This window comes from Pantoea sp. X-Soil-YNGN-775, from assembly GCF_059730575.1.
Window position 1 is genome coordinate 3,617,657 of the sequence record NZ_AP035945.1, and the last position, 24,939, is coordinate 3,642,595.

The 24,939-nt window shown below is 57.2% G+C and carries 19 protein-coding genes; 10 read left to right on the top strand and 9 right to left on the bottom strand.

Going from position 1 to position 24,939, the window contains the following annotated elements; genetic code table 11:
• The first annotated feature begins 1 nt into the window (after position 1).
• The 4 genes from AC6I8I_RS16890 (at position 2) to ddlA (ending at position 4,796) form a co-directional block, all read left to right on the top strand.
• The gene (locus tag AC6I8I_RS16890; RefSeq protein ID WP_312053148.1) at positions 2–682 is read left to right on the top strand and encodes a fimbria/pilus chaperone family protein; all 681 of its coding nucleotides are present in this window, start codon (positions 2–4) and stop codon (positions 680–682) included.
• An 18-nt stretch (positions 683–700) separates the two neighbouring features.
• Positions 701–3,061: a fimbria/pilus outer membrane usher protein gene (locus AC6I8I_RS16895; RefSeq protein ID WP_497828122.1), complete on the top strand. Its 2,361-nt coding sequence runs from the start codon at positions 701–703 to the stop codon at positions 3,059–3,061.
• Positions 3,062–3,141: 80 nt separating this feature from the next.
• Positions 3,142–3,609, top strand: a complete 468-nt coding sequence (locus AC6I8I_RS16900) for a DUF1120 domain-containing protein (RefSeq protein ID WP_312053152.1) — start codon at positions 3,142–3,144, stop codon at positions 3,607–3,609.
• Positions 3,610–3,698: 89 nt separating this feature from the next.
• Entirely contained in the window at positions 3,699–4,796 is a 1,098-nt protein-coding gene (gene ddlA / locus AC6I8I_RS16905) for a D-alanine--D-alanine ligase (protein ID WP_312053154.1), read from the top strand.
• Between the two features lie 20 nt (positions 4,797–4,816).
• Here ddlA and AC6I8I_RS16910 read toward each other — a convergent pair whose 3' ends face one another.
• From AC6I8I_RS16910 to AC6I8I_RS16925, 4 genes are all read right to left on the bottom strand, one after another.
• Positions 4,817–6,238 (bottom strand): GGDEF domain-containing protein, encoded by a 1,422-nt coding sequence (locus AC6I8I_RS16910; protein ID WP_312053155.1) that lies wholly within the window; start codon positions 6,236–6,238, stop codon positions 4,817–4,819.
• A 278-nt stretch (positions 6,239–6,516) separates the two neighbouring features.
• Positions 6,517–7,992, bottom strand: a complete 1,476-nt coding sequence (locus tag AC6I8I_RS16915) for a SulP family inorganic anion transporter (RefSeq protein ID WP_312053156.1) — start codon at positions 7,990–7,992, stop codon at positions 6,517–6,519.
• Complete coding sequence (locus AC6I8I_RS16920; protein ID WP_312053157.1) at positions 7,989–8,624, bottom strand: carbonic anhydrase; 636 nt, start codon at positions 8,622–8,624, stop codon at positions 7,989–7,991. The genes AC6I8I_RS16915 and AC6I8I_RS16920 overlap by 4 nt, the downstream gene beginning before the upstream one ends.
• 581 nt (positions 8,625–9,205) lie before the next feature.
• Entirely contained in the window at positions 9,206–10,015 is an 810-nt protein-coding gene (locus tag AC6I8I_RS16925; protein ID WP_497828673.1) for a 5'-nucleotidase, lipoprotein e(P4) family, read from the bottom strand.
• A 108-nt stretch (positions 10,016–10,123) separates the two neighbouring features.
• On the opposite strand from AC6I8I_RS16925, the gene AC6I8I_RS16930 reads away from it, so the two are divergent.
• Both AC6I8I_RS16930 and AC6I8I_RS16935 read left to right on the top strand, forming a co-directional pair.
• Complete coding sequence (locus AC6I8I_RS16930) at positions 10,124–10,831, top strand: purine nucleoside phosphorylase YfiH/LACC1 family protein (protein ID WP_312053158.1); 708 nt, start codon at positions 10,124–10,126, stop codon at positions 10,829–10,831.
• 149 nt (positions 10,832–10,980) lie between these two features.
• The gene (locus tag AC6I8I_RS16935; RefSeq protein WP_497828123.1) at positions 10,981–13,008 is read left to right on the top strand and encodes an oxidoreductase; all 2,028 of its coding nucleotides are present in this window, start codon (positions 10,981–10,983) and stop codon (positions 13,006–13,008) included.
• Here the strand turns inward: AC6I8I_RS16935 and rlmG are convergent, their stop codons facing one another.
• On the bottom strand, positions 13,009–14,127 hold the full coding sequence (gene rlmG, locus AC6I8I_RS16940) for a 23S rRNA (guanine(1835)-N(2))-methyltransferase RlmG (RefSeq protein WP_497828124.1): 1,119 nt from the start codon (positions 14,125–14,127) through the stop codon (positions 13,009–13,011).
• A gap of 83 nt (positions 14,128–14,210) precedes the next feature.
• Between rlmG and AC6I8I_RS16945 the strand changes: the two genes are divergently transcribed.
• Positions 14,211–14,714: a M48 metallopeptidase family protein gene (locus AC6I8I_RS16945; RefSeq protein ID WP_046289263.1), complete on the top strand. Its 504-nt coding sequence runs from the start codon at positions 14,211–14,213 to the stop codon at positions 14,712–14,714.
• On the opposite strand, the gene AC6I8I_RS16950 is transcribed toward AC6I8I_RS16945, so the two are convergent.
• Positions 14,711–16,399 carry a chloride channel protein gene (locus AC6I8I_RS16950; protein WP_497828125.1) on the bottom strand — a complete coding sequence of 563 codons (1,689 nt, stop codon included), beginning with the start codon at positions 16,397–16,399 and terminating at the stop codon, positions 14,711–14,713. The genes AC6I8I_RS16945 and AC6I8I_RS16950 overlap by 4 nt on opposite strands.
• A 146-nt stretch (positions 16,400–16,545) precedes the next feature.
• Here AC6I8I_RS16950 and AC6I8I_RS16955 point away from each other — a divergent pair, with 146 nt between their 5' ends.
• The 3 genes from AC6I8I_RS16955 (at position 16,546) to sstT (ending at position 20,225) form a co-directional block, all read left to right on the top strand.
• A complete protein-coding gene (locus tag AC6I8I_RS16955) occupies positions 16,546–17,532 on the top strand; it encodes a Gfo/Idh/MocA family protein (protein WP_497828126.1) in 987 nt (328 codons plus the stop codon).
• Positions 17,533–17,788: 256 nt separating this feature from the next.
• Positions 17,789–18,757 carry a TerC family protein gene (locus AC6I8I_RS16960; protein ID WP_497828127.1) on the top strand — a complete coding sequence of 323 codons (969 nt, stop codon included), beginning with the start codon at positions 17,789–17,791 and terminating at the stop codon, positions 18,755–18,757.
• 235 nt (positions 18,758–18,992) lie between these two features.
• Positions 18,993–20,225 carry a serine/threonine transporter SstT gene (sstT, locus tag AC6I8I_RS16965; RefSeq protein ID WP_312053167.1) on the top strand — a complete coding sequence of 411 codons (1,233 nt, stop codon included), beginning with the start codon at positions 18,993–18,995 and terminating at the stop codon, positions 20,223–20,225.
• Between the two features lie 274 nt (positions 20,226–20,499).
• On the opposite strand, the gene AC6I8I_RS16970 is transcribed toward sstT, so the two are convergent.
• From AC6I8I_RS16970 to uxaC, 3 genes are read right to left on the bottom strand one after another with little or no spacing between them, the layout of a single operon-like run.
• Positions 20,500–21,990: a UxaA family hydrolase gene (locus tag AC6I8I_RS16970; protein WP_497828128.1), complete on the bottom strand. Its 1,491-nt coding sequence runs from the start codon at positions 21,988–21,990 to the stop codon at positions 20,500–20,502.
• A gap of 4 nt (positions 21,991–21,994) precedes the next feature.
• Positions 21,995–23,443, bottom strand: coding sequence for a tagaturonate reductase (locus AC6I8I_RS16975; RefSeq protein ID WP_497828129.1), 1,449 nt, complete (start codon positions 23,441–23,443; stop codon positions 21,995–21,997).
• 2 nt (positions 23,444–23,445) lie between these two features.
• A complete protein-coding gene (uxaC, locus tag AC6I8I_RS16980; RefSeq protein WP_497828130.1) occupies positions 23,446–24,861 on the bottom strand; it encodes a glucuronate isomerase in 1,416 nt (471 codons plus the stop codon).
• Between the last annotated feature and the right edge of the window lie 78 nt (positions 24,862–24,939).

A 24,939-nucleotide genomic window follows, 5' to 3' on the forward strand; every position in this document is an offset into this window, starting at 1 on the left:
CTTGCGTAAATTTTTACCTGTAACCCTGCTGTTTTGGTGTGCCACTTCCACCGTTTTTGCCGCCGGAATGAAGCCAGAAACGCCGGTTTTATTTATTGATGACCAAACTCGCGAAGCGACTATCAACGTACTGAATACCGATACCGGCACAGCGCTGCTGCACAGTAGCCTGCAGACACTGCCGGAGGACAACGAAAACCAGCTGATTATTACTCCGCAACTGTCCCGTGTGGATGCAGGCAAAAAACAGCAGATCCGGGTGGTTCTGAAAGATGGCATTAAACTGGATACACAGAGAATGCAGCGTATTAATTTTGTCTCAATCCCGCAGGATGATGGTCAGAAAAATCGCGCACGCCTGCTGGTCGGGCAAAATATCCCTGTCATTATTTCCCCTGCTAATCTGCCGTTAAATACCACGCCATGGACCGGTCTGACCTTCCGCCGCTCAGGTGCGTCGCTTAGGGTAGAAAACCCGACGCCTTATATCGTCAGGCTGACCAAAGAGGTGGATTTAATGCCGGGGAAACAGCGTATTGAACTGCCAAAAACCTACATATTACCCGGCGAAAAATTTACTTTGCTGTTGCCGCAGTCGGGCAGTGATCAGGTAAAGGCGGTACGCCTGCATCCGGTCACCCGATTCGGCATTTTAACCACGCCGTTCGACGCTCAGCTGTAATTCAGTTTGCCGTTATCAATGAAAAATATTCTGTTGCCGATCCTGTTTACCTTATCTGCCACGGCGCTGGCAGAAAGCAAATACGATCAGGAGATGCTGCGTTCGCTGGGCTACGATGCTGGCGTAGCGGAGTTACTTGAGGCCGGCGCGCATTTTCTGCCCGGTCAACACCCGGTCAACATCGTGCTCAACGGCCAGGGTAAAGGGGTTCATATCGTGACGTTCGATCAGGCCGGTATTCCCTGCTGGTCGAAAAGTTTGCTGCAAACGCTTGGGATCGACGCACAGCATTTTATCCCGGCTTCGATTGCGGCCTGCATGGTTCCCGGCACAGACAGCGACATCATCATTGAGCAACAGGTTGACCGCAGCAGCCTGGTGCTAACCGTTCCGCTCGATGAGCGTTTGAGCGACCCGCAATATGCAGGCGGTGGCAAGGCACTGATGGTTAACTATGATGGCAGAAGCTATCAGTATCAGACCCACTCCGGCGGGCACAGCCGTTCGCAGACGTTAACCTCAGAGCTCGGGGCTAATTTCAACCACTGGATAATACGTAGCGGCCAGAGCTACGCCCGTTCTGGCAGCAACAGTCAGCTTACGCGCCTGTACAGCTATGGTCAGCGCTCCGTTCCCGGCTGGAATTCCGTCATACAGCTTGGAGAGATTAGCTCCAGCGATCCGCTATTTGCCGGCATTAATCTGGTCGGGGCGCAAATAACACCCGAACAAGGTTTGCAGCAGGGTGGCGGCAATCAGGTTTCACTCGATATATTGATGCCGCAGGGCGGTACGGTTGAAATCTGGCAGGCTGGAGTATTATTAAAAAATTTCCCGGTCTCGGAGGGAATGAACCGGCTGACAGGCATTACGGCACTCAGTCAGCAGGATGATTTCGTGGTGATCAGCCACGATGCCTCCGGCAATCAACAACAACGCATCATTCCTTATCTTCAGGCCCAACCGAATAGAGCTTTAGTGAAAACCGCGACCTCACTGGCTATCGGACAGCAACGCCTGAGCCCGCAAAAATCATCTCTGTTAATGGGCTCAACCGGCCTGTACAGCAGCGATCGGGTTGCCCTTGTGGCGGGTGGGTTTGTCAGCCAAAACTATCAGGCAGCCTCGTGGCTTACCACGCTGCGACTCACTCAACGGCTGATGGCGACGCTGTCTCAGACCGGCTCAGTAACCCACCAGGCTGACGGTGAAACGAAAAAACCGGGGCTGAGTCATCAAATCAGTGTCAGCAGCGCCATGACCTCATCCCTGTCGCTGAACGCCTCGGCTAATTTCCGCAGTCGTGATTATATCCCTCCAGGCAGTGCCGGGTCCGCAGCGCAACCCCATATTCAAAGCGGGCAGATCAAATCGCAATATGCAGCGGGATTGAGTTTTAACCAGCCGTGGCTTGGCGTCTTTTCCTTTGCCGGCAGCCAGTCGAAAAGCTGGCAAGGTTCCGATAGCCTGGGCTATATGTTGGGCTGGGGCCGATCGTTTGGCCCGGTGAACGTTAATCTGGGCATACAAAACAACCGCCTCACCGACGATCAACGTCACTATGATAATCGCTATGTTTATCTGACTTTCTCCCTCCCTCTGGACCGTAACCGCAGCGTGCGTAGCTGGGTTAACCGCACCGGCAAGAACAGCCGTGCCGGAGTTGGCTACGACAGTACGGTGAACGATAAATTTGCCTGGAGTGTCTCGGGCGAAAAAAGTGAGCGGCAGGATCCTTCGATGTCAGGTTCTGCGACCTGGACCAGCAAATACAGCCAGATCAGTGGCGGTGCTTCGCACAGCGATAACAATGCCAGCTATAACCTCGGAGCGCGTGGCGGCGCGGTATTACACAGTGAAGGAGTGACCTTCACCCCGCGTAAAGTCGGTGATACCTTTGGCATTATTTCATTGAACAGCCCTCAGCCTGACGTGGCGATTCGTACCCCAGGCGGCGTGGTCTGGAGCGATCGCAGCGGCCATGCCATCACCTCCTGGACCGCGTGGCAAAAAAATACGGTACAGATAGATAACCAAAGCCTGCCGAAAAATGTCCAGGTCGTCAGCGGCATTGCGGATGTTTCCCCGTTCCGGGGTGCGGTGGTGCCGGTGATGCTGCCCGCCTTCACGGTCCGCCGGGCGCTGGTAACCTTCCCGCCGAATCAGGGCCCGCTGCCCGGCAGCGCCATCAAAAACGATAAAGACGTGCTGCTCGCCTTTGTAAATGACGATGGGACGCTATTTTTTGACGATCTGCCCAGCGAGCCGCTGTTTGGTCAGCGACAGGACGGCAGCCGTTGCGCGTTAGATATCATTACGCCCTGGTCTGAACAACCCGGCTCTCTTTATGCTTCCCTGTCAGCGAGATGCCTCACGTGAAACGTCATTTTTTATCCTCATTGTTGCTCGGTCTTGGCTGCACCATTGTCGCTTTCACTTCCCGTGCCGAATGTCAGATTATGCTAAGCGACCCTCAGATTAATTATGCCGAAACCACCCGCGGCGAACTGCTATCACGCCCCGGAAATTCTCTTGCCGCCAATGAGTTGCAGATCGGTGCCGATCGCGAGCTGAATATCACGGTCAACTGCGCCAGCCAGACTGCAATCGCCCTGCGCTTTGCTGGCCCGGTAACCACAGGGCGTCAGTATCTGTTTGGTGAACGTGGTCGGGTAAGCCTGGTGCTGCATGATGTCAGGATTGACGATCGCCCGGCACTAATTGCAAGCTCCGCCAGCCCTGCGGCCAGCCAGCCTTTCACCGCCGGTGAGGTGTTGCACTTCTGGCAGCAGGGACAGCCGGCCAGCGGCACCACCTTGCGCGGTAAAGTCACCCTTTCAGCCTGGTTGCCAAATGAGGCGACGCGGGTGAAGGACCGCCAGAGCTGGCAGCTAAACGGCAGCTTCCTGGTCGAAAGCGCAGAATAACACCGCCCCACAATCTGCTGCCCCACCCTGTTTTGATCGGAGAGCTGCGTGCTATCTTGTGGTTTTGATTTTTCAGCAGGCAGAAATTGATGACAAAGTTGCGGGTAGGGATCGTGTTTGGCGGCAAATCGGCTGAGCATGAAGTGTCGTTGCAGTCGGCCAAAAATATTCTTGATGCGATCGACAAAACCAGGTTTGAGGTGGTGTTGCTGGGCATTGATAAGCAGGGGCACTGGCGTCTTAATGATGCTTCTGACTTCTTACTGAATGCTGAAAATCCGGCCCTGATTGCCCTGAATCGCGCGGCTGAAGATGTGGCGCTGGTGCCCGGCAACCAGCAGCAGCCGCTGATAACCCGTCGTGATGCGCATCCGTTGTCGCAGATCGATGTGATTTTCCCGATAGTACACGGCACGCTGGGCGAGGATGGTTCTCTGCAGGGTTTACTGCGCATCGCCTCGCTGCCGTTTGTCGGTTCTGACGTGCTGGGTTCTGCGGTCAGCATGGATAAAGACTTTACCAAGCGCCTGTTACGCGATGCCGGCCTTAAGGTCGCGCCGTGGCTGAGCGTCACCCAGGCTCAGCGCGCCACGCTGGACGCTGAAGCGGTAATTGCCCGCCTTGGCCTGCCGCTGTTTATCAAACCGGCCAATCAGGGCTCTTCCGTTGGCGTCAGCAAAGTCGACAGCGCGGACGCCTTTGAGGCGGCGCTGGAACTGGCCTTTACCTTTGACCGTAAAGTGCTGATTGAAACCGGGATAAAAGGCCGCGAGATCGAGTGTGCGGTGCTGGGAAATGATGCCCCGCAGGCCAGCCCGTGCGGCGAGATCGTGGTGCACGATGCGTTCTACTCTTATGACACCAAATATATCTCTGAAAGCGGCGCGCAGACGGTGGTGCCTGCGGCGATTCCTGCGGCGGTCAGCGAGGCGATTCGTGAGGTTGCCATCAGGGCGTTCAGTGCGCTGGAGTGTTTCGGTATGGCGCGGGTCGATGTCTTCCTGACCGATGAGGGCGAGATTATCGTCAATGAAGTCAATACTCTGCCCGGCTTCACCAATATCAGCATGTATCCCAAACTGTGGCAGGCTGCCGGGCTCAGCTATCAGGATCTGATCACCCGCCTGATCGAGCTGGCAATGGAACGTCACCAGCAGGCCAGCAGCCTGAAAAGCAGCGTCAGCTAATCGCTCTCAGCGACGTGGTTTCAGGCCACGTCGCTGGTAATGGCGCGATGATTAACCGGCGAGGTCTGATTACGGCCATTGCGTTTCGACAAATAGAGGTTTTTATCGGCTGCTGAAATCAACCGGTTAATCACCCGCGGCCACTCGCCGGCGTCACCCGCGATGCCGTGCGCCAGCCCTAAACTGACCGTCACCGTGACCGTACTGCCCTGCAGCCAGAATTTCTCTTTCGCCATCGTCTGACGAATCGATTCGGCGAGAAAATAGAGCGCTTGCGGATCCTGATCGAACAGCACCACCACAAACTCTTCCCCGCCAAACCGGCAGATGCGCCCTTTTTTGCCCACCACCCGCTGCATGCGACGGGCGATCTCTTCCAGCACGCTGTCGCCGGCATCATGACCAAAATTATCATTAATGGTTTTGAAATAGTCGACATCCAGCAGGATCACACCGGTTTTACGCGACGGGCTGAACGGTTCAGTTCGAAGACTCTCATACAGACCGGAGCGCGACAGCAGCTGGGTCAGGAAATCGTAATTGGCCCGCAGCGCAAGTCGCTGATTGAGCTGACGGATCGCATCCATGCTCGCGGCCACAATCAGCGGGCTGATGGCAATTGTCGCTACGCCCAGCCGCGCCGAGGTCAGATGGCTGATCGGCAGCAGATTATCATTGCCCTGAATGTTCATCACGCCATGAGAAACCAGAATAATTTCCGTAATGCCGGTCAGCAAAATCACCAGGCTGGTGAGGGTCATCGGCAATACGATAGCGCACCAGACCAGCGCTGGCACCGGGAACGTCAGGCTGCCCGCGCCGCCCATCATCGCACCGATCACCAGCGAAAAGACCACCGCGATCACCGGCGAAAGCTTGCGGAGCTGCAACAGCTGACGCGGCGACAGGGTTCGCCAGTCGCGCGTCAGTAAAAACGGCAACAGCATCAGCCCGGTTGAGAACTGTTCACTGAACCAGTCGCCCCAGGCCGTCGCCAGCGCCGCATCAAAATTGGCCTGCTGCGCCAGTGCGCCCCACGACGCACAGACCAGCGCCGCCAGCAGGCAGGCCGGGAAGATGCGTAACACGCTGGTGATGCGTTCGCTGCCGGAGTCATGCTGAAGATGTTTTATCAGCAACGATACGGCGACCAGAATAAACAGCAGATTAGCAATGTTGAGCGTCAGGGCCGCCAGCGTCCAGCCGGAAAAAACCGCGTCGTTAAACACCATGGCGGTGAAGCAGGCGAAATAATAGCGAGCCTGATGCAGGAAAGGGTTGCGGACAATCACTCCGGCGACAATCGCATTGACCGGCCAGAACAGCGACAGCTCCTGTGGAATGCGCAGATGCCCACCGATAAAGCAGAACAGCAAGGTAATCAAAAACAGCGAGAGTGCATTTTTTATAACGTTGTGCTCTTCAAACAGCTTAACGTGCATACATCCGGACCTTGTCGCAGAGAGACGGGCTGTCCACGCCAACCTGAACGGGGCGTGGCGTCAGAATGATTTAATCCTGGGCGCCACCAAAGTCATCCTGCGATAAAACCACTATTCATGGGCTAACTTTGAAATCAGCGGGCAAATTTACCCCCTCACAGGTAAAACACGTCAGGCGGCAGCGGGAATGGGGCCAATTATGCCCGGTAAACAAAAAAATCGGATATCCGAGATATCCGATTTTTGCTGCTCTGACGATTTTACCGTTGCGCTTAACGCTATTTTACCGCAACCGGCCACTGACTGAGACGAATTCCGCGTTTATCTGCATTATCGCCAAAATCCTTCAGCACCGCTTTGACGTCCGGATCGATATATTCGGCGTTATCGTTATCAACAATCACCACGCTGTTTTCCGGGATCTCGTCCAGCAGTCCCTGCAGCTTCGGGTTATGCATAAAGGTCAGGTTCTGCTGAAAGCGCAGCACATAGTGGTCGTCGTAACGGGTAAGCTGCAGCGCGTTGCGATGACTTTTGTAGATGCTGTAGAGGATCTGCGTCGCAATACCGATACCAATACCGACCAGCATCCCCAGGGTAATAATACCGACGATGGTGGCGAGGAACGGCACGTATTGCTGAGCGCCCATGCGGAACTGTTCGACAAACAGCCGCGGCGTTGCCAGCTTGTAGCCGGTATAGAGCAGCACTGCCGCCAGGCTGGCCAGTGGAATGGCGTTCAGCATCTCGCTAAACCACATCCCGCAAATCAGCAGCAGTACACCGTGAATGAAAATTGACAGTTTGGTTTGTGCGCCTGCACTGACGTTCACCGAACTGCGGACGATCACCGCGGTAATCGGCATTGCGCCAAGAAAGCCAGCGGTCAGGTTACCGATCCCCTGGGCAAACATCTCTTTATTCGGCGAAGGCGCTGGCGTCTGTGGACGAAGCTTTTTCAGCGCCTCCTGGCTCAGCAAAGTCTCCAGGCTGGCCACCAGCGCTAAGGTCAGCGCCACCACCCACACCTGCGGGTTCTGCCACGCCATCCAGTCTGGCGTCTCCAGTTCCGCCACCAGCGCAGAGACGCTATCAAACGCCGGCAGTGAGATGCGCGCCAGGCCGCCCGCCATCTCAGGATAGAGCCGTCCACCCACTACCGTGGCCAGACAGCCAATCAGTACCGCAATCAGCGGTCCCGGGATCCACGCCAGTGCCTTGATGCGTTTCACCGGTGCGGTGGTCCACAGACACAGGATAGCTAAGCCGATGCCCGCTACCAGCATCGCCGGCAGTGAGAAGGTCATCTCGCCGGTGACCAGCGACACCAGTTCGGCATCCCCTGCTGCCCCCAGCGCCACCGGAATCTGCTGCATGATCAGTAACAGGCCAATCGCTGCCAGCATGCCCTTAATCACGCTGCCCGGCACCAGCGAGATAAATCGCCCGGCGCGCAGCAGGCCAAACAGGCACTGCAAGGCACCGGCGATAATCAGCGCGGTGAGAAAAGCAGAGAAGCTGCCGAGCGACGCCATGGAAGCCACCACAATCGTGACCAGTCCGGCCGCCGGGCCGCTGACAGCAAACCGTGACGGACTCAGCGAGGTGACGACCAGGCCGCCAATCACACCGGTCAGCAGACCGGCAAACGGCGGTAATCCGCTGGCTTGCGCAATGCCAAGACAGAGCGGCAATGCGACCAGGAAAACCACCAGACCCGCAGGAATGTCGCGGCGAAGGGTATCGAGATTCATGGTGAAGGTTCCTCTGCAGATTGCTGAATCAACTCTTTGAGATGGCCGGTGCGCAGGTCATAAACACAACCAAACACCTCCAGTGGCTGGCCCGATTGCCAGATTTGCCGGACCGGTGCGGTTTTCACCAGTCGGGCGAATTGTGCCTTCACGTTGGCCTCAACCAGGCGGTCGAGCAGCTCGCTCTGGCTCTCTGCTGCTGCGGGCGTTTCCGCCAGGCCGGTTTCAATCGCCTGACGCAGCGCGGTGATGCGGCGCGCCAGCGCCGAGTCCTGATGTTCCAGCACGCTGCCGGGCAGATTCAGGGCGGCTTCTACGCCGCCGCAGCCGTAGTGACCGCTTAATACGATCCGTTTCACACCGAGAAAAAACAGTGCGTATTGCAATACGCTCAGCAAATTGTCGTCATCCTCAACCACCATATTGGCGATATTGCGATGCACAAAAAGTTCGCCAGGATGGGAGCCGGTTAACACCTCTGCCGGTACGCGACTGTCCGAGCAGCCAATCCATAATGAGTGAGGCTTTTGTTGATGCAGGAATTTTTCAAAATAATTCGGATTACGCTGGCGGCGCTGTAATGCCCAACTGCGATTTTTCGCTAATAAGGGTTTAAGTGTCGTCACAATCATCTTCTCTCTACTACCGGGAGGTCGCATCCCGGCCAACCACGAAGTGTATCGGCTCATAAATAAAGCCGGAGCCGTCAGGGAAATAAGAAGCCAGTCACAGAAAAACGTTATAGACGCTAATCAATGTCAATGCACGACCAATATTCTGGCGCGCCCTCAGGCGTGACTTTTTGTCAACACCAGGTCAATTATGGTCAGTGATAAGTAAATTTAATTAAGCGCGGCGGGATCGGATGAAAGCGTTAAACCAATATTTAATTGCATAAAATCAGTTAATTAAAATAAAATTATTAAGTAACTAAAGTTACCCATGACAAATAAATACAATTACTTTCAGCAGGGATAAACGCTGCCATACCAGGCGGACCGTTATTTACCAGGAATACTCTTAATTATAAATATTAACCATTAGCATAATTCACCGCCTTTAAGCCTGACAGGCAGTGAAACGTGCCGGGTTTAATATAAGAATGGAGCAAGAGATGATTTATTTAATTTGCAGCAAAATAGTGACAGATGAAAGTAAATCAGGACCGTTTGTTAGCAGAGCCTGAACCGGTCAGGCTCTTTTTCTTGACGAATTATTTACCGTTCCAGCTTTGCAGCCGTGATTCCCGCACCGACAGTTGCTGTTCCGGCGTCAGTTTATTGTAATTTTCCGCCATTCCGCTCTCCCAGTCGCCGTACAGCGGATTAGGCAGCACGATAAACTGCGTGCCGAACTGCTGATGGTTCAGGTTCACAAAATCACGACGCTGCTGATTGCCCTGATGCCAGGTCGCACCGCCAAAGTCGTTAAGGTTATCGCCGACGTACAGCACCACGTTGTAGCCTTCATTTTTGATGGCATCGAAACGCGCCTGTTTGTTCGAGCTGTCGGTGTTCAGGCGGACCGTTTTGTCGCTGACGTTGGGAAAGCCCAGCTGCTGCATATTGGCAACCGTTGCGGCGTAGTCCTGCCGATCGCGATTCGACACATAGAACAGCGTGCCACCGTGCTGAGTGACATAACGCGCAAACTCCAGCGCGCCCGGCACCGCTTTAGCCTGTCGTGCCTGAGTCCAGGCCGACCAGCTTTTACTGCTGAACGGCTGGCCGTTCTTCGCCTGCCAGGCGCTGTATGCGCTGTTATCCAGCATGGTTTCATCCAGATCAACAATCACCGCTTTGGGTTTGCCGGTCAGTGATGGCGCCTGGTCAAACGCAAGGCGCGCGCTGTTAAAGGCCTGCCAGGTCAGGGCCTGATATTCGCCTGACTGCTGGAACCAGTTCACCGCCAGTACCGATTGCTGACCGAGTTGCTGCTGCGCCGTCTGGTGCGACGAGGTTGCGCAGCCGGTTAGCAGCAGCGCGACCAGTCCGGACGCGGCGAGTTTTGCTGAGGTTTTCATCATGTCATCCTTAAGGTGAGAAAGGTCGGGGTGGGAAAGCTTCAAAAATGTAGCAGTTAACGTAAGCTGTGGGGAGCTCAACGCACGCCGTTATGACAGGAGATTCTTATGGCCGTGACCCCGCGCTCAACCTTACTCGACTCGCTCGACTGGCTGGATTACGCCTTTCAGGCCGCTGGCGACCCTCCGCCTGCCGATGCGGCTTATGGTCATCAGCGTCATAGCGCCACCGTGGTGACCGATGTTGAAAATACGCCACCAAAAAGCTGCGAGTCAGATGGCATCATCAGCACCGGCCGCCGCCCGGTGGCGGTCTACACCGCCGATTGCTTACCGGTGCTGTTCGCTGATTCTGAGCGTAAAACCGTGGCGGCGGTGCATGCCGGCCTGAAGGGCACGCTGGCGGGCGTGCTGACCCGCGCGGTCGAAAAGCTGCAGCAACAGGGCAGCGATCCACGAAACCTGACGGTGGCGATCGGTCCGGCAATGGGTCCCTGCTGTTACGAGCTGGGTGAACCGCAGCTGGCTGAGATGCAGCAGCGCCCGTCCCTTGCTGGCTGGCTTCGCTGGCAGCGCCATCAGCCGATCAATCCGCGGGCACAGCGTCCGCAGGCGATCGCCCGGCAGCAGGGTGTCTGGTTTGATCTGCCGGCGCTGGCGACGCAGATGCTGATACAGACTGGCGTGCCGCCGCAGCAGATCGAAAACGTCAACGTCTGTACCTACTGTATGGCGGAGAGCGGATCGAGCTATCGACACAATACCCACTTCGGCAGCGGCTATCATTCCCGCTACTCATGGATCCGACGTCGTTAATCGCCCGGCTGGCACCGGCAAGGCTGCCCTGCCCTGCCCGGCCCGTCGCCGGGTCAGATGTTTTTGATTTCACTCACACCCTGACACTGTTTCACTTTTTTTTAACCGGGAAGCCGCTAGAGTTGACTCATCCGACCACTTCGCAGTGAATGATTATGACCCAGCTCAATCCACACTATCCCGCGCTGTTTACGCCGCTGGACCTTGGCTTTACCCAACTTAAAAACCGTTTTCTGATGGGGTCGATGCACACCGGACTGGAGGAACATCCGCAGGGTGCGGCGCGGCTGGCCGCGTTCTATGGCGAACGGGCGCGTGAAGGGGTGGCGCTGATCGTCACCGGCGGCATCGCTCCGAACTCACAAGGGGTGACAACCGCACACGGCGCAATGCTCACCGATGCGTCACAGTGTGACTGGCACCGGCCGATTACCGCCGCCGTGCACCAGCATCAGAGTAAAATCGCGCTGCAGATCCTGCACACCGGTCGTTACAGCTACCAACCGGATCTGGTCGCACCCTCAGCTTGCCAGGCGCCGATTAATCCTTTTACGCCTCAGGCGATGAGCGATGCCGACATCGAACAGACCATTGCGGATTTTGCCCGCTGCGCCCGACTGGCGCAGCAGGCAGGTTACGATGGCGTGGAGATCATGGGATCGGAAGGCTATCTGATTAACCAGTTTCTGGTTAAGCATACCAATCAGCGCACCGATCGCTGGGGCGGTGACTTCAGCCAGCGTATGCAGTTCGCCCTGGCGATCACCCGCGCGGTCCGTGCCGCCACGGGTGAGGCCTTTATCATTATTTTCCGCCTGTCGATGCTGGATCTGATCAAGGACGGCAGCACGCTGGAAGAGACGTTGCAGCTGGCGGCCGAGCTGGAGCAGTGTGGCGTGACGCTGTTCAACACCGGCATTGGCTGGCATGAGGCGCGCATTCCGACCATCGCCACCTGCGTGCCGCGTGCGGCGTTTGCCTGGGTGACGCAGCGCCTGCGTGAGCAGGTAAAGGTGCCGGTGATCGCCACCAACCGTATAAATCATCCCGCCGTCGCCGAGCAGCTGTTGCAGTCAGGCTGCGCCGATATGGTGTCGATGGCGCGCCCTTTTCTGGCCGATGCCGCCTTTGTCAGTAAAGCGCAGCGCGGCGACGATAACAGCATCAATACCTGTATTGCCTGTAATCAGGCCTGCCTCGACCAGGTTTTTGCCGGCAAGATCACCTCATGCCTGGTCAATCCTCGCGCCTGCCATGAGTCACTGATGCCGGTGGTCGCCACCACCGCGTCACGCCGTCTGGCGGTGGTCGGAGCCGGTCCCGCCGGGATGGCGTTTGCGCTGCAGGCGGCGCAGCGTGGCCATCAGGTGACGCTTTACGATGCCGCGCCCGACATTGGCGGCCAGTTCAATATTGCCCGGCAGATCCCCGGTAAAGCAGAGTTCAGCGAAACGCTGCGCTATTTCCGCCATCAGCTGGCGGCGGCGGGCGTAAAGGTCATCACCGGTTGCCGGGTCGAGGCTGACCAGCTCAGCGCCGCCGATGAAGTGATCCTGGCGACCGGCATTCAGCCGCGCACCCCGGCAATTCCCGGCATCGACCATCCCTGCGTGCTGAGCTACCTTGAGGTATTACGCGACAAACGCCCGGTTGGCGCGCGCGTCGCGATTATTGGCGCGGGTGGAATTGGTTTTGATACTGCGGAATATCTGTCCCAGCCGCCGCATCAGGATGAGCTGGCCGCGTTCTACAGCGAATGGGGCATCGATCGCAGCCTGAGCCAGCGTGGCGGCCTGATAACGCCGCAGCCGCCTGCCGCTGCCCGACAGATCTGGCTGTTGCAGCGCCGGGCCGGTAAACCGGGCGCATCGCTGGCTAAAACCACCGGCTGGATCCATCGCACCAGCCTGCAGGCGCGCGGCGTGCAGATGTGGGGCGGCGTAGAGTATCTGGCGATTGATGATGCCGGACTGCATCTGAAACGCGACGGCGAAACGCTGCTGTTAGCGGTCGATAACGTGATTATCTGCGCCGGGCAGGAACCGCAGCGCGAACTGGAAGCTGCGCTGCGGGCAAGAGGTCAAACGGTCACGCTGATTGGCGGGGCGGATGTGGCGCAGGAACTGGATGCGCGCCGCGCCATCGCGCAGGCGACGCAGCTGGCGCTCAGCATCTGATTAGCGCATTTTCACCGCACGCAGCACCACGAACTTCTGGTTCGAAGCGACCAGCGTGCAGTTGCCAAACAGCTTTTTCAGTTTGTGGTGATAATCGAGGTGGCGGTTGCCGACAATGCGCAACTCGCCGCCATATTGCAGGCAGCGTTTTGCATCGCGGAACATCTGCCACGCCAGATGATCGGTAACCGCATGCTGCTGATGGAATGGCGGGTTGCACAGCACCGCGTGCAGACGATCGGAAGGATAGCCACTCAGCACGTTATTGACGCGGAACTGGCAGCGGGTTAAATCCTCAGGCCGGTTAACTTCCACGTTACGCTGGCTGGAGGCGACCGCCATGTAGGACTCATCAAGGAAATGCACCTCGGCCAGCGGGTTCTGCTCCAGCGCCACCAGCCCTACCACGCCGTTGCCACAGCCAAGATCGACAATCTCGCCCTCAATATTTTCCGGCAGATGCTGCACAAACAGTCGCGCCCCGATATCCAGCGACGCACGTGAGAACACGTTGGCGTAGTTGTGAATCTGATAAGGAGTGCCATCCAGCGGCCAGACCAGCGTTGGCTCAGCGTCACGCAGCGCGGGCTGGGTGAACTGGCTGTAAATCAGCCGCGCTTTTTTCCACGCCAGCGAAGTGCGGGTTTCACCGATAATCTGTTCAAACAGCTGCAGCGTCGAATTATGGATCTCTTTGGCACGCGCCGCGGCCATGATTACCGTCTCTGGCGTCGCCACCTGACGGATCGCGCGCAATTGATGTTCCAGCAGCGCCAGCGTTTTCGGCACCTTGATCAGCACCGCGGCCGGAGCGGCTGGCAGCGCAGCCAGGCTATCGAGAAAATGGACCTCGCCGTCATCCAGCGCGTTTAACGCCAGGTTCTGACGTGTCGCCTGCTGGCTCAGCCAGGAGTCGCTGACGTGCCAGACGGTACGCGGATTGAGCGCGCAGGTTAACGCACCAAAGCTGTCGTTAACCACCAGCACCGGGCCATCGGGCAGCGTCTGCTGCAACAGATATTCATCAGCCGCATCCCAGGCTTGTAATGGACTTTCGTCACGCATCTGCGGGAAACGATGCAGGATCAGTGTGCGATCGTTCAGTTCAAGTTGGCTCATGAATTCTCCGGCGTGGTACACTTTGATTGATTTTCGCCCCAAAAACGGGGGCGCAGTATACTGTCTTTCGTCGGGAATCCCTAATGTCCTCACTGATCTACCTGCAGGGTTATCCTGCCCCCATTCTTGAGCAGGTGCAGACGTTGATCACTCATCAGCGTTTAGGCGCGTTTCTGCAGCAACGTTATCCCGACACGCACGACGTGATGAGTGATAAAGCGCTGTATGACTACACGCTGGCGCTAAAAAACCGCTACATGCGCAACGCGCCACCGATCAGTAAAGTGATCTGGGATAACAAGATTAAGGTAATGAAACATGCGCTGGGTTTGCATACCGCCATTTCGCGGGTGCAGGGCGGCAACCTGAAGGCCAAGGCCGAAATCCGTATTTCGACCTTTTTCCGCCTCGCGCCGGAACCCTTTCTGCGGATGATCGTGGTGCATGAGCTGGCGCACCTGAAAGAAAAGGATCACGACAAAGCGTTCTACCAGCTCTGCTGCCATATGGAGCCGGATTACCACCAGCTCGAATTTGATGCCCGCCTGTGGATGACCGATCAGGCGATGCGCGGCAACGCGGCTTAAAGAAACTCCTGCGCTTTCTGGATCAGGCTGGTTTTAGTCAGCGCCCCAAGAAAGCGCCGTTCCTGCGGATTGTTCAGCACCGGCAACCGCTCCAGCGTCACCGCCGCAAACGCTTCCCAGCCCTCACGCATACTCTGATTCTGATAAACCACCGGAAACTCGTCATCCATCACGCACTGCACCGGTGAGTCGAGCGTGATCTCCTGCGCCAGCACCCGCCGTGAAATCTCATGGATCGACACCACGCCCAGAAACGCCCCGTTTTCATTGATCACATAGACGTAGCGTTCCCGCTTCAGCGAACTGACCGCCAGCGCCTGGCCGACCGACTCATGGGGCTGCAACGCCGCACCGGCAATGATCAGCTCAGCGATGCGCATATTATCGAAATCATATTTGGCTTCCGACCGGTTGAAGTGGTGACTCACTACCGGGTAGGTGCTGGTCGATTGCAGCCGGTAGACCACCATCGACGCCAGCACCGAGGCGATCATCAGCGGGAACAGCAGGCTGCTATTGAGCGTCATCTCCAGCACCATCAGCATCGCCATTAACGGAGCCTGACTGACGGCGGCCAGCACCGCCGCCATGCCAATCGCGGCATAGAGCAGCACGTTGCCGAGCGGCAAATGCAGTGCTGCGCCGCCGCTGGCGATAATTACCCCCAGCAGCGCACCAATCAGCAACGACGGGGTAAACAGGCCACCGACCGCATTCGATCCCACCGACAGGCTGGTGGCGAGCGTTTTCAGCAACAGCAACAGCAGCAGGCCTGGCAGCAGATAGTGGCCCGCCATCACCTTAACGATCACTTCGTAGCCGTTACCGAGAATATCGGTGGAAATCAGCGCCAGTAAACCGACCGCGACGCCACCCGCGCCGAGCCGCAGCGGCAGCGACGCCACCCGGCTGAATAGCCGCTTGCTGCGGGCAATCAGCTTAATCAGCAGCCAGCCGGCCAGGCCAGCAACCAGGCCAATCACCACCGTCATCAGCAGGCTGCTGAGATCCATCTGGAAACTGGCTTCTGCCAGCGGATAAAGCGCACTGCGAAAACCCAGCGACCATATGGTCATCACCGCCACGGCCGAGGCGATGATCAGCGGTATCAGCCGCTGCAACGCTGAAATGCCAAAGGCAATCTCCGCCACAAAAATCGCTGACGCCAGCGGCGCGTGATAGACCGACGACAGACCCGCCGCCGCTGCCATCGCCACCACGTCACTGTTTTTCAGGTTAAGCGACGCCGGTAACAGCCGGCCAATCGCGCTGCCGCACAGCGCCGACAGCTGCACCATCGGCCCCTCTTTCCCTATCGACGCGCCGCTACCGATACTGGCAATCGAAGATAAGGCGCGAAAAAGCGAAGTTTTGGTCGGAACCGCATCGAGACGGGCATTTATCACCTCAAGATAGTCGGTTTTAACCGTCTGCTGCTGCTCAATGGCGACCGCGTAGCGCAGAAAATAACCCGCCAGCACCCCGCCGCCGCCCACCAGCAGCGGCCAGAAAATCCACGGCCAGAGGTGTACCGATTCGGTGATTTCGCCGCCGCTGGCGAACAGCAGATGATTAATCAGTTCGATAACGCCACGAAACGCCAGCGTCACCAGCGAGGCCGCGCATCCGACCGGAATGGCAATCAGTACGGTGGTCCAGTTTAATGCGTGCTTGCTTGCTTTCACCTGCGCTCCCTGGTTTGTCCCTGAAAATCATCGCGCCATCATATTATTGGAATGCGGATCGCAGGATCAATGCCTGCCCGGCTGGCCCCATTGCACCCGGCCGGAGAGATGTTACTCTGCCGCTTTACTACTGCCGGAGAGATGACGTGATTCGTTTTGCCATTGTGGGAACAAATTGGATTACACGCCAGTTTATTGATGCCGCCCATGAAACCGGGGCGATGAAACTGTGTGCGGTCTATTCACGCAGTCAGCAGCAGGCCGAGGCGTTTAGCCACGATTATCCCTGCCAGCAGACCTTTACCTCGCTGGAGGCGCTGGCCGCCAGCCCGCAGATTGATGCGGTCTATCTTGCCAGCCCTAATGCCCTGCATTGTCAGCAGGCGCTGCTGTTTTTATCGCACGGCAAGCATGTGATTTGTGAGAAACCGCTGGCCTCTAATCTGCAGGAAGTGGAGGCGATGATCGCCTGCGCTCGCCAGCATCAGGTGGTGCTGTTTGAAGCCTTTAAGACTGCCAGCCTGCCTAACTTCCTGCGGCTGCAACAGGCGCTGCCTGAGGTCGGCAGGCTGCGTAAAGCGTTGCTGAGCTACTGCCAGTACTCCTCACGTTATCCGCGCTATCTCAACGGTGAAAACCCCAACACCTTTGATCCGCGCTGGTCTAACGGTTCGATTATGGACATTGGCTATTATTGCCTGGCGTCGGCGGTGGCGCTGTGGGGCGCACCGCAGCGGGTGCAGGCCAGCGCCACCCTGCTGGAAAGCGGCGTGGATGCGCACGGCGTGGTGGTGCTGAGCTACGGCGATTTTGACGTAACCATCCTGCACTCCAAGGTAAGTGATTCCTCACTTCCGAGTGAAATTCAGGGCGAAGCAGGCGCGCTGGTGATTGAGAAACTTTCCGAATGTCAGACGCTGACTTTTATTCCGCGCGGCGCGGAAAAGCAGGCGCTAAGCCAGCCGCAGCATATCAATACTATGCTGTATGAAGCTGAAACCTTTGTCCGGCTGGTTGAACAGCATCAGGTGGACCATCCGGCACTGGAGGTTTCACGTATTACCGCTGCGCTGCTGACCGAAATTCGCCGCCAGACCGGGGTAATTTTTCCGGCCGATCGGGCAGCAGTGTAAATATTTCTAAATATTAACGACAACGATTGATTCCTGAGCGGCTAAGCCGTAACTTACGCTCCTGCAAAGGGGAGTAACTTGTAAGCTGATTGATCGTCACTACGTTGCGTAAGCATCCGGTCATCAGGCAACCCGGAATCTATTCTGTGTTGTAAGTGAGACCTTGCCGGAAGGCGAGGTTTGCTTACAGCAAAAATAAGCGGCTGACGTCTTCTGACTTCAGCCGTTTTTTTTATTTTTCAGACAGGATACGAATATGCAAACTGTGGGTACGCCATTACTCTGGGGCAGCTTTGCGGTTGTGGTGCTGATCATGCTGGCCATCGACCTGCTGTTGCAGGGACGCCGCGGCGCGCAGACCATGACGTTTAAACAGGCGGCCGTCTGGTCGTTAATCTGGGTGTCAGTTTCACTGCTGTTCAGCGCCGCGTTCTGGTGGTATCTGGAAGGCAGCGCCGGCCGTGAAGTCGCCAACACCCAGACCCTCGCCTTTTTGACCGGTTACGTGCTGGAAAAAGCGCTGGCGGTGGACAACGTCTTCGTCTGGCTGATGCTGTTCAGCTACTTCTCGATTCCGGCGAACCTGCAGCGTCGCGTATTGATCTACGGGGTATTAGGCGCCATCATGCTGCGTACCATCATGATCTTCGCGGGCAGCTGGCTGGTAACGCAGTTTAGCTGGATCCTCTATGTCTTCGGGGCGTTCCTGCTGTTTACCGGCGTTAAAATGGCGCTGGCAAAAGAGGACGATCATGCGGTCGGCGACAAGCCGGTGGTGCGCTGGCTGCGTAAACATTTGCGCATGACCGACGCGCTTGAAGGCGAGAAGTTCTTCACCCGTAAAAATGGCGTGCTGTTTGCGACACCGCTGCTGCTGGTGCTGATTATGGTGGAGCTGAGCGACGTTATCTTCGCCGTCGACAGTATTCCTGCCATCTTCGCGGTGACCACCGATCCGTTTATCGTGCTGACATCAAACCTGTTCGCGATTCTCGGTTTGCGCGCCATGTACTTCCTGCTGGCGAACGTGGCCGAGCGCTTCTCGATGCTGAAATATGGCCTGGCGATCGTGCTGGTGTTCATCGGCTTTAAGATGCTGATTGTCGATCTCTACCATATTCCGGTTGGTATCTCCCTCAGCGTGGTCGGCCTGATCCTGGCGTCAACGCTGCTGATTAATGCCTGGGTTAACCGCAAAAGAGACCAGAAAAAGCTGACACCATAATTACCTACAGGGGCAGCGGATGCCCCTGTTTTATTTTGCAGCTGCGTGCAGCGACATTTCATACCTCTGTCACACTTCCCATATCCAGCATAATAAAAATCCGACAGCGGCCACACTGGCAGAATTATCTCTTTTCTCATCCGATCTTTTCCTTATACTCCGCCAGGCAAACCGCTTTAGCCGATGCAAAACATCGCCGCTAAAACTACATCCGCGACAAAATATAGAAAACACTATGCAGAAAACTCTCTCCTCACGTCTGGGCGCACTGTTCGCAGGCAGCCTGGTGAAGCAAATCATGATTGGGCTGGCTGCCGGTGTGGCGCTTGCCTGGATTTCTCGCGATGCGGCACTGGCCGTTGGACTGCTGGGCGAACTGTTTGTCAGTGCGCTGAAAGCGGTGGCCCCGTTGCTGGTACTGATGCTGGTAATCGCCTCGATCGCTAACCACCAGCAGGGCCAGAAAAGCAATATCCGGCCGATTATCATGCTCTATCTGCTGAGTACCTTTTTCGCCGCCGTGGTGGCCGTGGTGTTCAGCCATCTGGTGCCACAGACGCTGACGCTGGCGGTCGGCAGCACCGAAATCACCCCGCCTTCCGGCATCACCGAAGTGTTACGCGGTTTGCTGATGAGCATGGTGGCGAACCCGATCACCGCGCTGATGAACGCCAACTACATCGGCATTCTGGTCTGGGCGATTGGCCTCGGGCTGGCGTTTCGTCACAGCAGTGACTCCACCCGCAACTTACTGAATGATGCCTCTCACGCGGTGACCTGGCTGGTACGATGCGTTATCCGCTGTGCGCCGATCGGTATTTTCGGTCTGGTGGCATCGATTCTCGCCTCTACCGGTTTTGGCGCACTGTGGCAATACGCCCATCTGCTGACGCTGTTAATCGGCTGCATGTTGCTGATGGCGCTGGTGGTTAATCCGCTGCTGGTGTTCTCTAAAATTCGTCGTAACCCGTATCCGCTGGTGTTTACCTGCCTGCGCGAAAGCGGCGTCACCGCCTTCTTCACCCGCAGTTCAGCCGCCAATATTCCGGTGAATATGGCGCTGGCGAAACGTCTGGGACTGGATGAGGACACCTACTCAGTTTCTATTCCGCTGGGCGCGACTATCAGTATGGCGGGCGCATCAATCACCATTACGGTCCTGACGCTGGCGGCGGTGCATACGCTGGGTATCAGCATTGACGTCCCGTCCGCGATTCTGCTCAGCCTGGTCGCCTCGCTATGTGCCTGTGGCGCGTCCGGCGTGGCGGGCGGTTCGCTGCTGCTGATCCCGGTGGCCTGTAATATGTTTGGCATCCCCAACGATCTGGCGATGCAGGTAGTGGCGGTCGGCTTCATTATCGGGGTATTGCAGGACTCGGCGGAAACCGCACTGAACTCCTCAACCGACATCCTGTTTACCGCCGCGGTCTGTCAGGCTGAAGCCGAACGCGAAACCAGCCGGGCTTAATCTTTCTGATAGCTCACAAGCTTAAAGAGCGGGTGGCAGAGTCCGAAAAGCAAAGCGTCCCGCCGTCCGGATAAAAACGCCGGGCGCGTTTTTGAACCACGCCAGGCGTTGGCCCGGCTACGGGCGCACCTCAGGGATGAGGTGCGTAATCGCCCGGGCCGGGCGGGTCATGGATGACGGCCTTTGCGATCTGACCGTGTTCCCTGCGCAAGCTCAGTCTCAGCGCCACGGAGCCGGACTTTTTCAACGATCTTAAACGACCCGCACTTTATTTTTACAGCGTCACTCCACTTTTGAAGATCGCCAGTTCACGGAAATCATTCTTTTCGTTGTTGGTCTGTTTGCCATTGGCAATCGCCACAATGGTATCCACGAAATCTTCCAGCATTTGATCCATGCTCATGCCATCAATCAGCCGTCCGGCATCAAAATCGATCCAGTGTGGCTTTTTCCCGGCCAGCGGCGTGTTGGTCGCCAGCTTCACCGTCGGGACAAAACCGCCATACGGCGTGCCGCGGCCGGTACTGAACAGCACCATGTGACAGCCGGCACCCGCCAGCGCGCTGGTTGCCACCGCATCGTTGCCTGGCGCGCTCAGCAGGTTGAGGCCTGGCGTTTTTAACCGTTCGCCATACTTCAGCACATCCACCACCTGGCTTTGTCCGGCTTTCTGGGTGCAGCCGAGCGACTTCTCTTCCAGCGTGGTGATGCCGCCCGCTTTGTTGCCTGGCGATGGATTCTCGTAGATCGGCTGATGATGATCGATAAAGTACTGCTTGAAGTCATTAATCATCGCCACCGTTTTGCCGAAGATCGCTTCATCACGGCAGCGGCTCATCAGAATGCGTTCGGCACCAAACATCTCCGGCACCTCGGTCAGCACGGTGGTGCCGCCATTGGCGATCATCTGGTCAGAGAAGCGACCCAGCAGCGGGTTGGCGGTAATACCGGAAAAGCCATCCGAGCCGCCGCACTCGAGACCAAATTTCAGCTCACTGAGCTTGCCGGGCTGACGCTGGTCATGCCGCATTTTTTCATACAGCGCATGCAGCCGTTCCACCCCGGCTTCCACTTCATCGTCGTGCTGCTGACAGACCATAAACTCCACCCGGTCGCTTTCAAACGCGCCGAGGGTGTCACGGAAGGTATCAACCTGATTATTTTCGCAGCCCAGACCAATCACCAGCACCGCACCCGCATTCGGATGACGCACCATATTTTGCAGCATGGTGCGGGTGTTTTCGTGATCCTGACCGAGCTGAGAGCAGCCAAAGGTGTGGCTGAACAGGAAGACGCCATCAATATCTTCCGCCTGCTGCGTCTCTTTCAGGAAACGTTGCAGGATCTGCCGGGCGATGCCGTTAACGCAGCCGACGGTTGGCAGGATCCACAATTCATTGCGAATACCGACATCACCGTTAGGGCGACGGTAGATCTGCACCTCACGATCGCCCGGCTGTGGCGGAATGGCCACGAAGTCGGGCTGATACTGATAGTGATCCAGATCGCTGAGGTTGGTGCGGGCGTTCTGTGAATGGATCAGCTCTCCGGCAGCAATCGGCTGGGTGGCGTGGGCGATCGGCAGACCATATTTGATCACCAGTTCGCCTTTGGCGATCGGCTGCAGGGCAAACTTATGCCCGCGCCCGATAGCCTGTTGCAGCGCCACTGAATGCGCCGGGAGTTCTGTGGTGACGCCGGCGTCTAAGTCACGCAACGCCACGGCGACGTTGTCGCGGGAATGTATTTTAATTGCGTCTTGCATAGCGTTATCTCAGTTGACTCAGCGCCTCACGCATGCCGTGGGCGATGATGTTTTGCAGGTGTCGGGTCACCACAGCCACCAGACCGGGCCGCTGGGTTAAATCTTCGCCCCAGTGCTGCGCATCACTCAGGATGCTGCGCACCAGTTGCTCTGGCGAAATCTGATCGGCCTGTAGCGCCGTCCAGCCTTCGGCGTAGCGCTGCAGCCAGTGTGCATCATCCTGCAACGGCCAGCTTTTCCCGGCTGATTCGCCGCGATAAAAAGCGATCAGCGCCGCCAGGGCAAATGTGATGCGAGTCGGCCACTCGCCGTTCTGCTGCTGCGCAGCCAGCAGCGGCGTCAGCAGGCGGGTGCGGAATTTGGTCATGCCGTTCAGCGCAATCGACAACAGCGCATGGCGAATAAACGGATTGCGGAAGCGACGCTGTACCGCGTCGGCAAAGGCGTGCAGTTCGTTCGCGGGCAGGTCGAGCGTCGGAATGACCTCGTCGTGCAGCAGCGCGTCCACGAAGCCGGCAATCGCCGGATCGTCCATCGCCTCGCCCACGCTCTCCAGCCCGGCAAGAAAGGCCACCGGCACCATCGCGGTGTGCGCGCCGTTGAGGATCGCCACCTTCTGCGCTTTGTACGGCGCAATGTCATCGACGTGCCGCACCTGGGGTGCCAGCGCATCCAGCTTCAGCTCGCTAAACAGCGCCGACGGCCCCTGAATAACAAACTGGTAGTAGACTTCGCCCGCCACCAGATAGCGATCTTCATAGCCCAGCTCCGCCTCAATCTGCGCGCTTTCGGCCGGAAAGCCGGTGACGATGCGATCCACCAGCGTGTTATAGAAGGCGCAATGCTGGTTGATCCAGCGGTTAAATTCGGCGGGCAGCTGCCAGTGCTCAGCGTAGCGCAGCACCACATCGCGCAGCGTATCGCCGTTGTGGTCAATCAGTTCGCACGGCACCACCAGCCAGCCTTTATCGCTGGCGCCCTCAAAGTGGCAAAAGCGCGCCCACAGCAGCTGGGTCAGCTTACCAGGGAAGCTGCTGGCAGGCTGGTCGGTGAGCCGATCGCGGCCGTCAAAAGCGATCCCTGCCTCGGTAGTATTCGAAAACACCATGCGCAAATCGGGGTTGTGCGCCAGCGCCATAAAATCATCGAACTGCTGATAAGGCTGAATCTCGCGGTTCAGGCTGCGAATCAGCCGGGTTTCGCTCACTGACTCGCCCCGATCGTTCAGGCCGCGAATCAGCGTAGTGTAAAGCCCGCCCTGCTGATTCAGGCTGTCGCTGACCTCACGGTTACGCGGCCGCACCACCACGATCCCGGCATCGGTGCCCTGGTGCTGGTTAAGCCAGTCAATCTGCCAGTCGATAAACGCCCGCAGAAAGTTTCCTTCACCGAACTGGATCACCCGATCGCGATAAACCGCACCCGGGAAGTCGTGCCGATTGAGCCTTTTCATCGTTAAGCTCCCAGCTCAATGCCGAAGTAATCGCGGGCATTGTTGAAGCAGATGTTTTGCACCATCTCGCCTAACAGCGCTTCATCCGCTGGCGCTTCGCCCTGCTCTACCCAGCGACCGATCATCTGGCACAGCAGACGACGGAAATATTCGTGGCGGGTGTAAGAGAGGAAGCTGCGGCTGTCGGTCAGCATCCCGACAAAGCGACTCAGCAAACCAATCTGCGCCAGCTGGGTCATCTGGCGCTGCATGCCATCCAGCTGATCGTTGAACCACCAGGCGGAACCAAATTGCATCTTGCCCGCCTGGCCTTCACCCTGGAAGTTGCCGGCCATGGTCGCCAGCACTTCGTTGTCGCGCGGATTAAGGCAGTAGAGAATGGTTTTTGGCAGCGCATTATTCAGATTCTGCGCCCCCAGCAGCCGGGCAAGCGGTTCAGCCAGCGGCTGATCGTTAATCGAGTCGAAGCCCACATCCGGCCCTAACAGCTGATACTGACGCGGGTTGGTGTTGCGTAACGCGCCAATGTGATACTGCTGCACCCAGCCGCGGCGGGCATATTCACTGCCCAGCCACACCAGCACTGCGGTTTTGAACTGGGCGGTCTCCTGCGGATTGGGTGCCGTGCCGCTGCGGCGGCGCGCCAGAATTCCATCCAGCGTGGCGTCATCCGCTTCGGCATAACAGACCACGTCCAGCGCGTGATCGGAAACTTTACAGCCGTGCGCCGCAAAGTGATCCAGCCGCTGATAGAGCGCGCTGCGCAGATCGTCAAAACGCTGCACGCTGATGTCGGTCAGCTGCTCCAGCGTCTCAATCCACGGCAGGAAGGTTTCCGCTTCAATATTGAATGCTTTGTCCGGTCGCCAGCTCGGCAGCACTTTGACGGCAAAGCTGCTGTCCTGCGCCAGTGCGTGATGATGACGCAGATCGTCCAACGGATCGTCGGTGGTGCCGACCATTTTCACCTTCATCTGCTGCATGATGCCGCGGGTGGTAAAGCTGTCCTGCGCCAGCAGTTCGTTGCAGCGATGCCAGATGTTATCCGCGGTCTTTTCCGACAGCAGCGTATCGGTAATTCCGAAAGGCCGGCGTAATTCCAGATGGGTCCAGTGATAAAGCGGGTTGCCGATGGTATGCGGCACGGTACGCGCCCAGCCGTCAAACTTTTCACGATCGCTGGCGTCGCCGGTACACAACGCCTCCGGCACGCCGTTGGCGCGCATTGCCCGCCATTTGTAGTGATCGCCTTTCAGCCAGATGTCGTAAAGGTTCGCGAAGCGATAATTTTCGGCAATCTGCTGCGGCGGCAGATGGCAGTGATAGTCGAAAATCGGCTGATCCTTCGCATAGTCGTGATAAAGGCGACGGGCGAACTCGTTATCCAGCAAAAAATCCTCGGTCATAAAACGCGACATACACACTTCCTCATCTACTGAACCGCTAATGGCTCAAAGTTATCATACCAATTTCAGCGCGCTGCGGATTTATTTGCG

Excerpts from the sequence above, each read along its gene's own strand:
- AC6I8I_RS16895 (WP_497828122.1), top strand. The coding sequence starts at position 701 with ATGAAAAATATTCTGTTGCCGATCCTGTTTACCTTATCTGCCACGGCG.
- AC6I8I_RS16900 (WP_312053152.1), top strand. The coding sequence starts at position 3,142 with ATGCTAAGCGACCCTCAGATTAATTATGCCGAAACCACCCGCGGCGAA.
- ddlA (WP_312053154.1), top strand. The coding sequence starts at position 3,699 with ATGACAAAGTTGCGGGTAGGGATCGTGTTTGGCGGCAAATCGGCTGAG.
- AC6I8I_RS16910 (WP_312053155.1), bottom strand. The coding sequence starts at position 6,238 with ATGCACGTTAAGCTGTTTGAAGAGCACAACGTTATAAAAAATGCACTC.
- AC6I8I_RS16915 (WP_312053156.1), bottom strand. The coding sequence starts at position 7,992 with ATGAATCTCGATACCCTTCGCCGCGACATTCCTGCGGGTCTGGTGGTT.
- AC6I8I_RS16920 (WP_312053157.1), bottom strand. The coding sequence starts at position 8,624 with ATGATTGTGACGACACTTAAACCCTTATTAGCGAAAAATCGCAGTTGG.
- AC6I8I_RS16925 (WP_497828673.1), bottom strand. The coding sequence starts at position 10,015 with ATGAAAACCTCAGCAAAACTCGCCGCGTCCGGACTGGTCGCGCTGCTG.
- AC6I8I_RS16930 (WP_312053158.1), top strand. The coding sequence starts at position 10,124 with ATGGCCGTGACCCCGCGCTCAACCTTACTCGACTCGCTCGACTGGCTG.
- AC6I8I_RS16935 (WP_497828123.1), top strand. The coding sequence starts at position 10,981 with ATGATTATGACCCAGCTCAATCCACACTATCCCGCGCTGTTTACGCCG.
- rlmG (WP_497828124.1), bottom strand. The coding sequence starts at position 14,127 with ATGAGCCAACTTGAACTGAACGATCGCACACTGATCCTGCATCGTTTC.
- AC6I8I_RS16945 (WP_046289263.1), top strand. The coding sequence starts at position 14,211 with ATGTCCTCACTGATCTACCTGCAGGGTTATCCTGCCCCCATTCTTGAG.
- AC6I8I_RS16960 (WP_497828127.1), top strand. The coding sequence starts at position 17,789 with ATGCAAACTGTGGGTACGCCATTACTCTGGGGCAGCTTTGCGGTTGTG.
- sstT (WP_312053167.1), top strand. The coding sequence starts at position 18,993 with ATGCAGAAAACTCTCTCCTCACGTCTGGGCGCACTGTTCGCAGGCAGC.
- AC6I8I_RS16970 (WP_497828128.1), bottom strand. The coding sequence starts at position 21,990 with ATGCAAGACGCAATTAAAATACATTCCCGCGACAACGTCGCCGTGGCG.
- AC6I8I_RS16975 (WP_497828129.1), bottom strand. The coding sequence starts at position 23,443 with ATGAAAAGGCTCAATCGGCACGACTTCCCGGGTGCGGTTTATCGCGAT.
- uxaC (WP_497828130.1), bottom strand. The coding sequence starts at position 24,861 with ATGTCGCGTTTTATGACCGAGGATTTTTTGCTGGATAACGAGTTCGCC.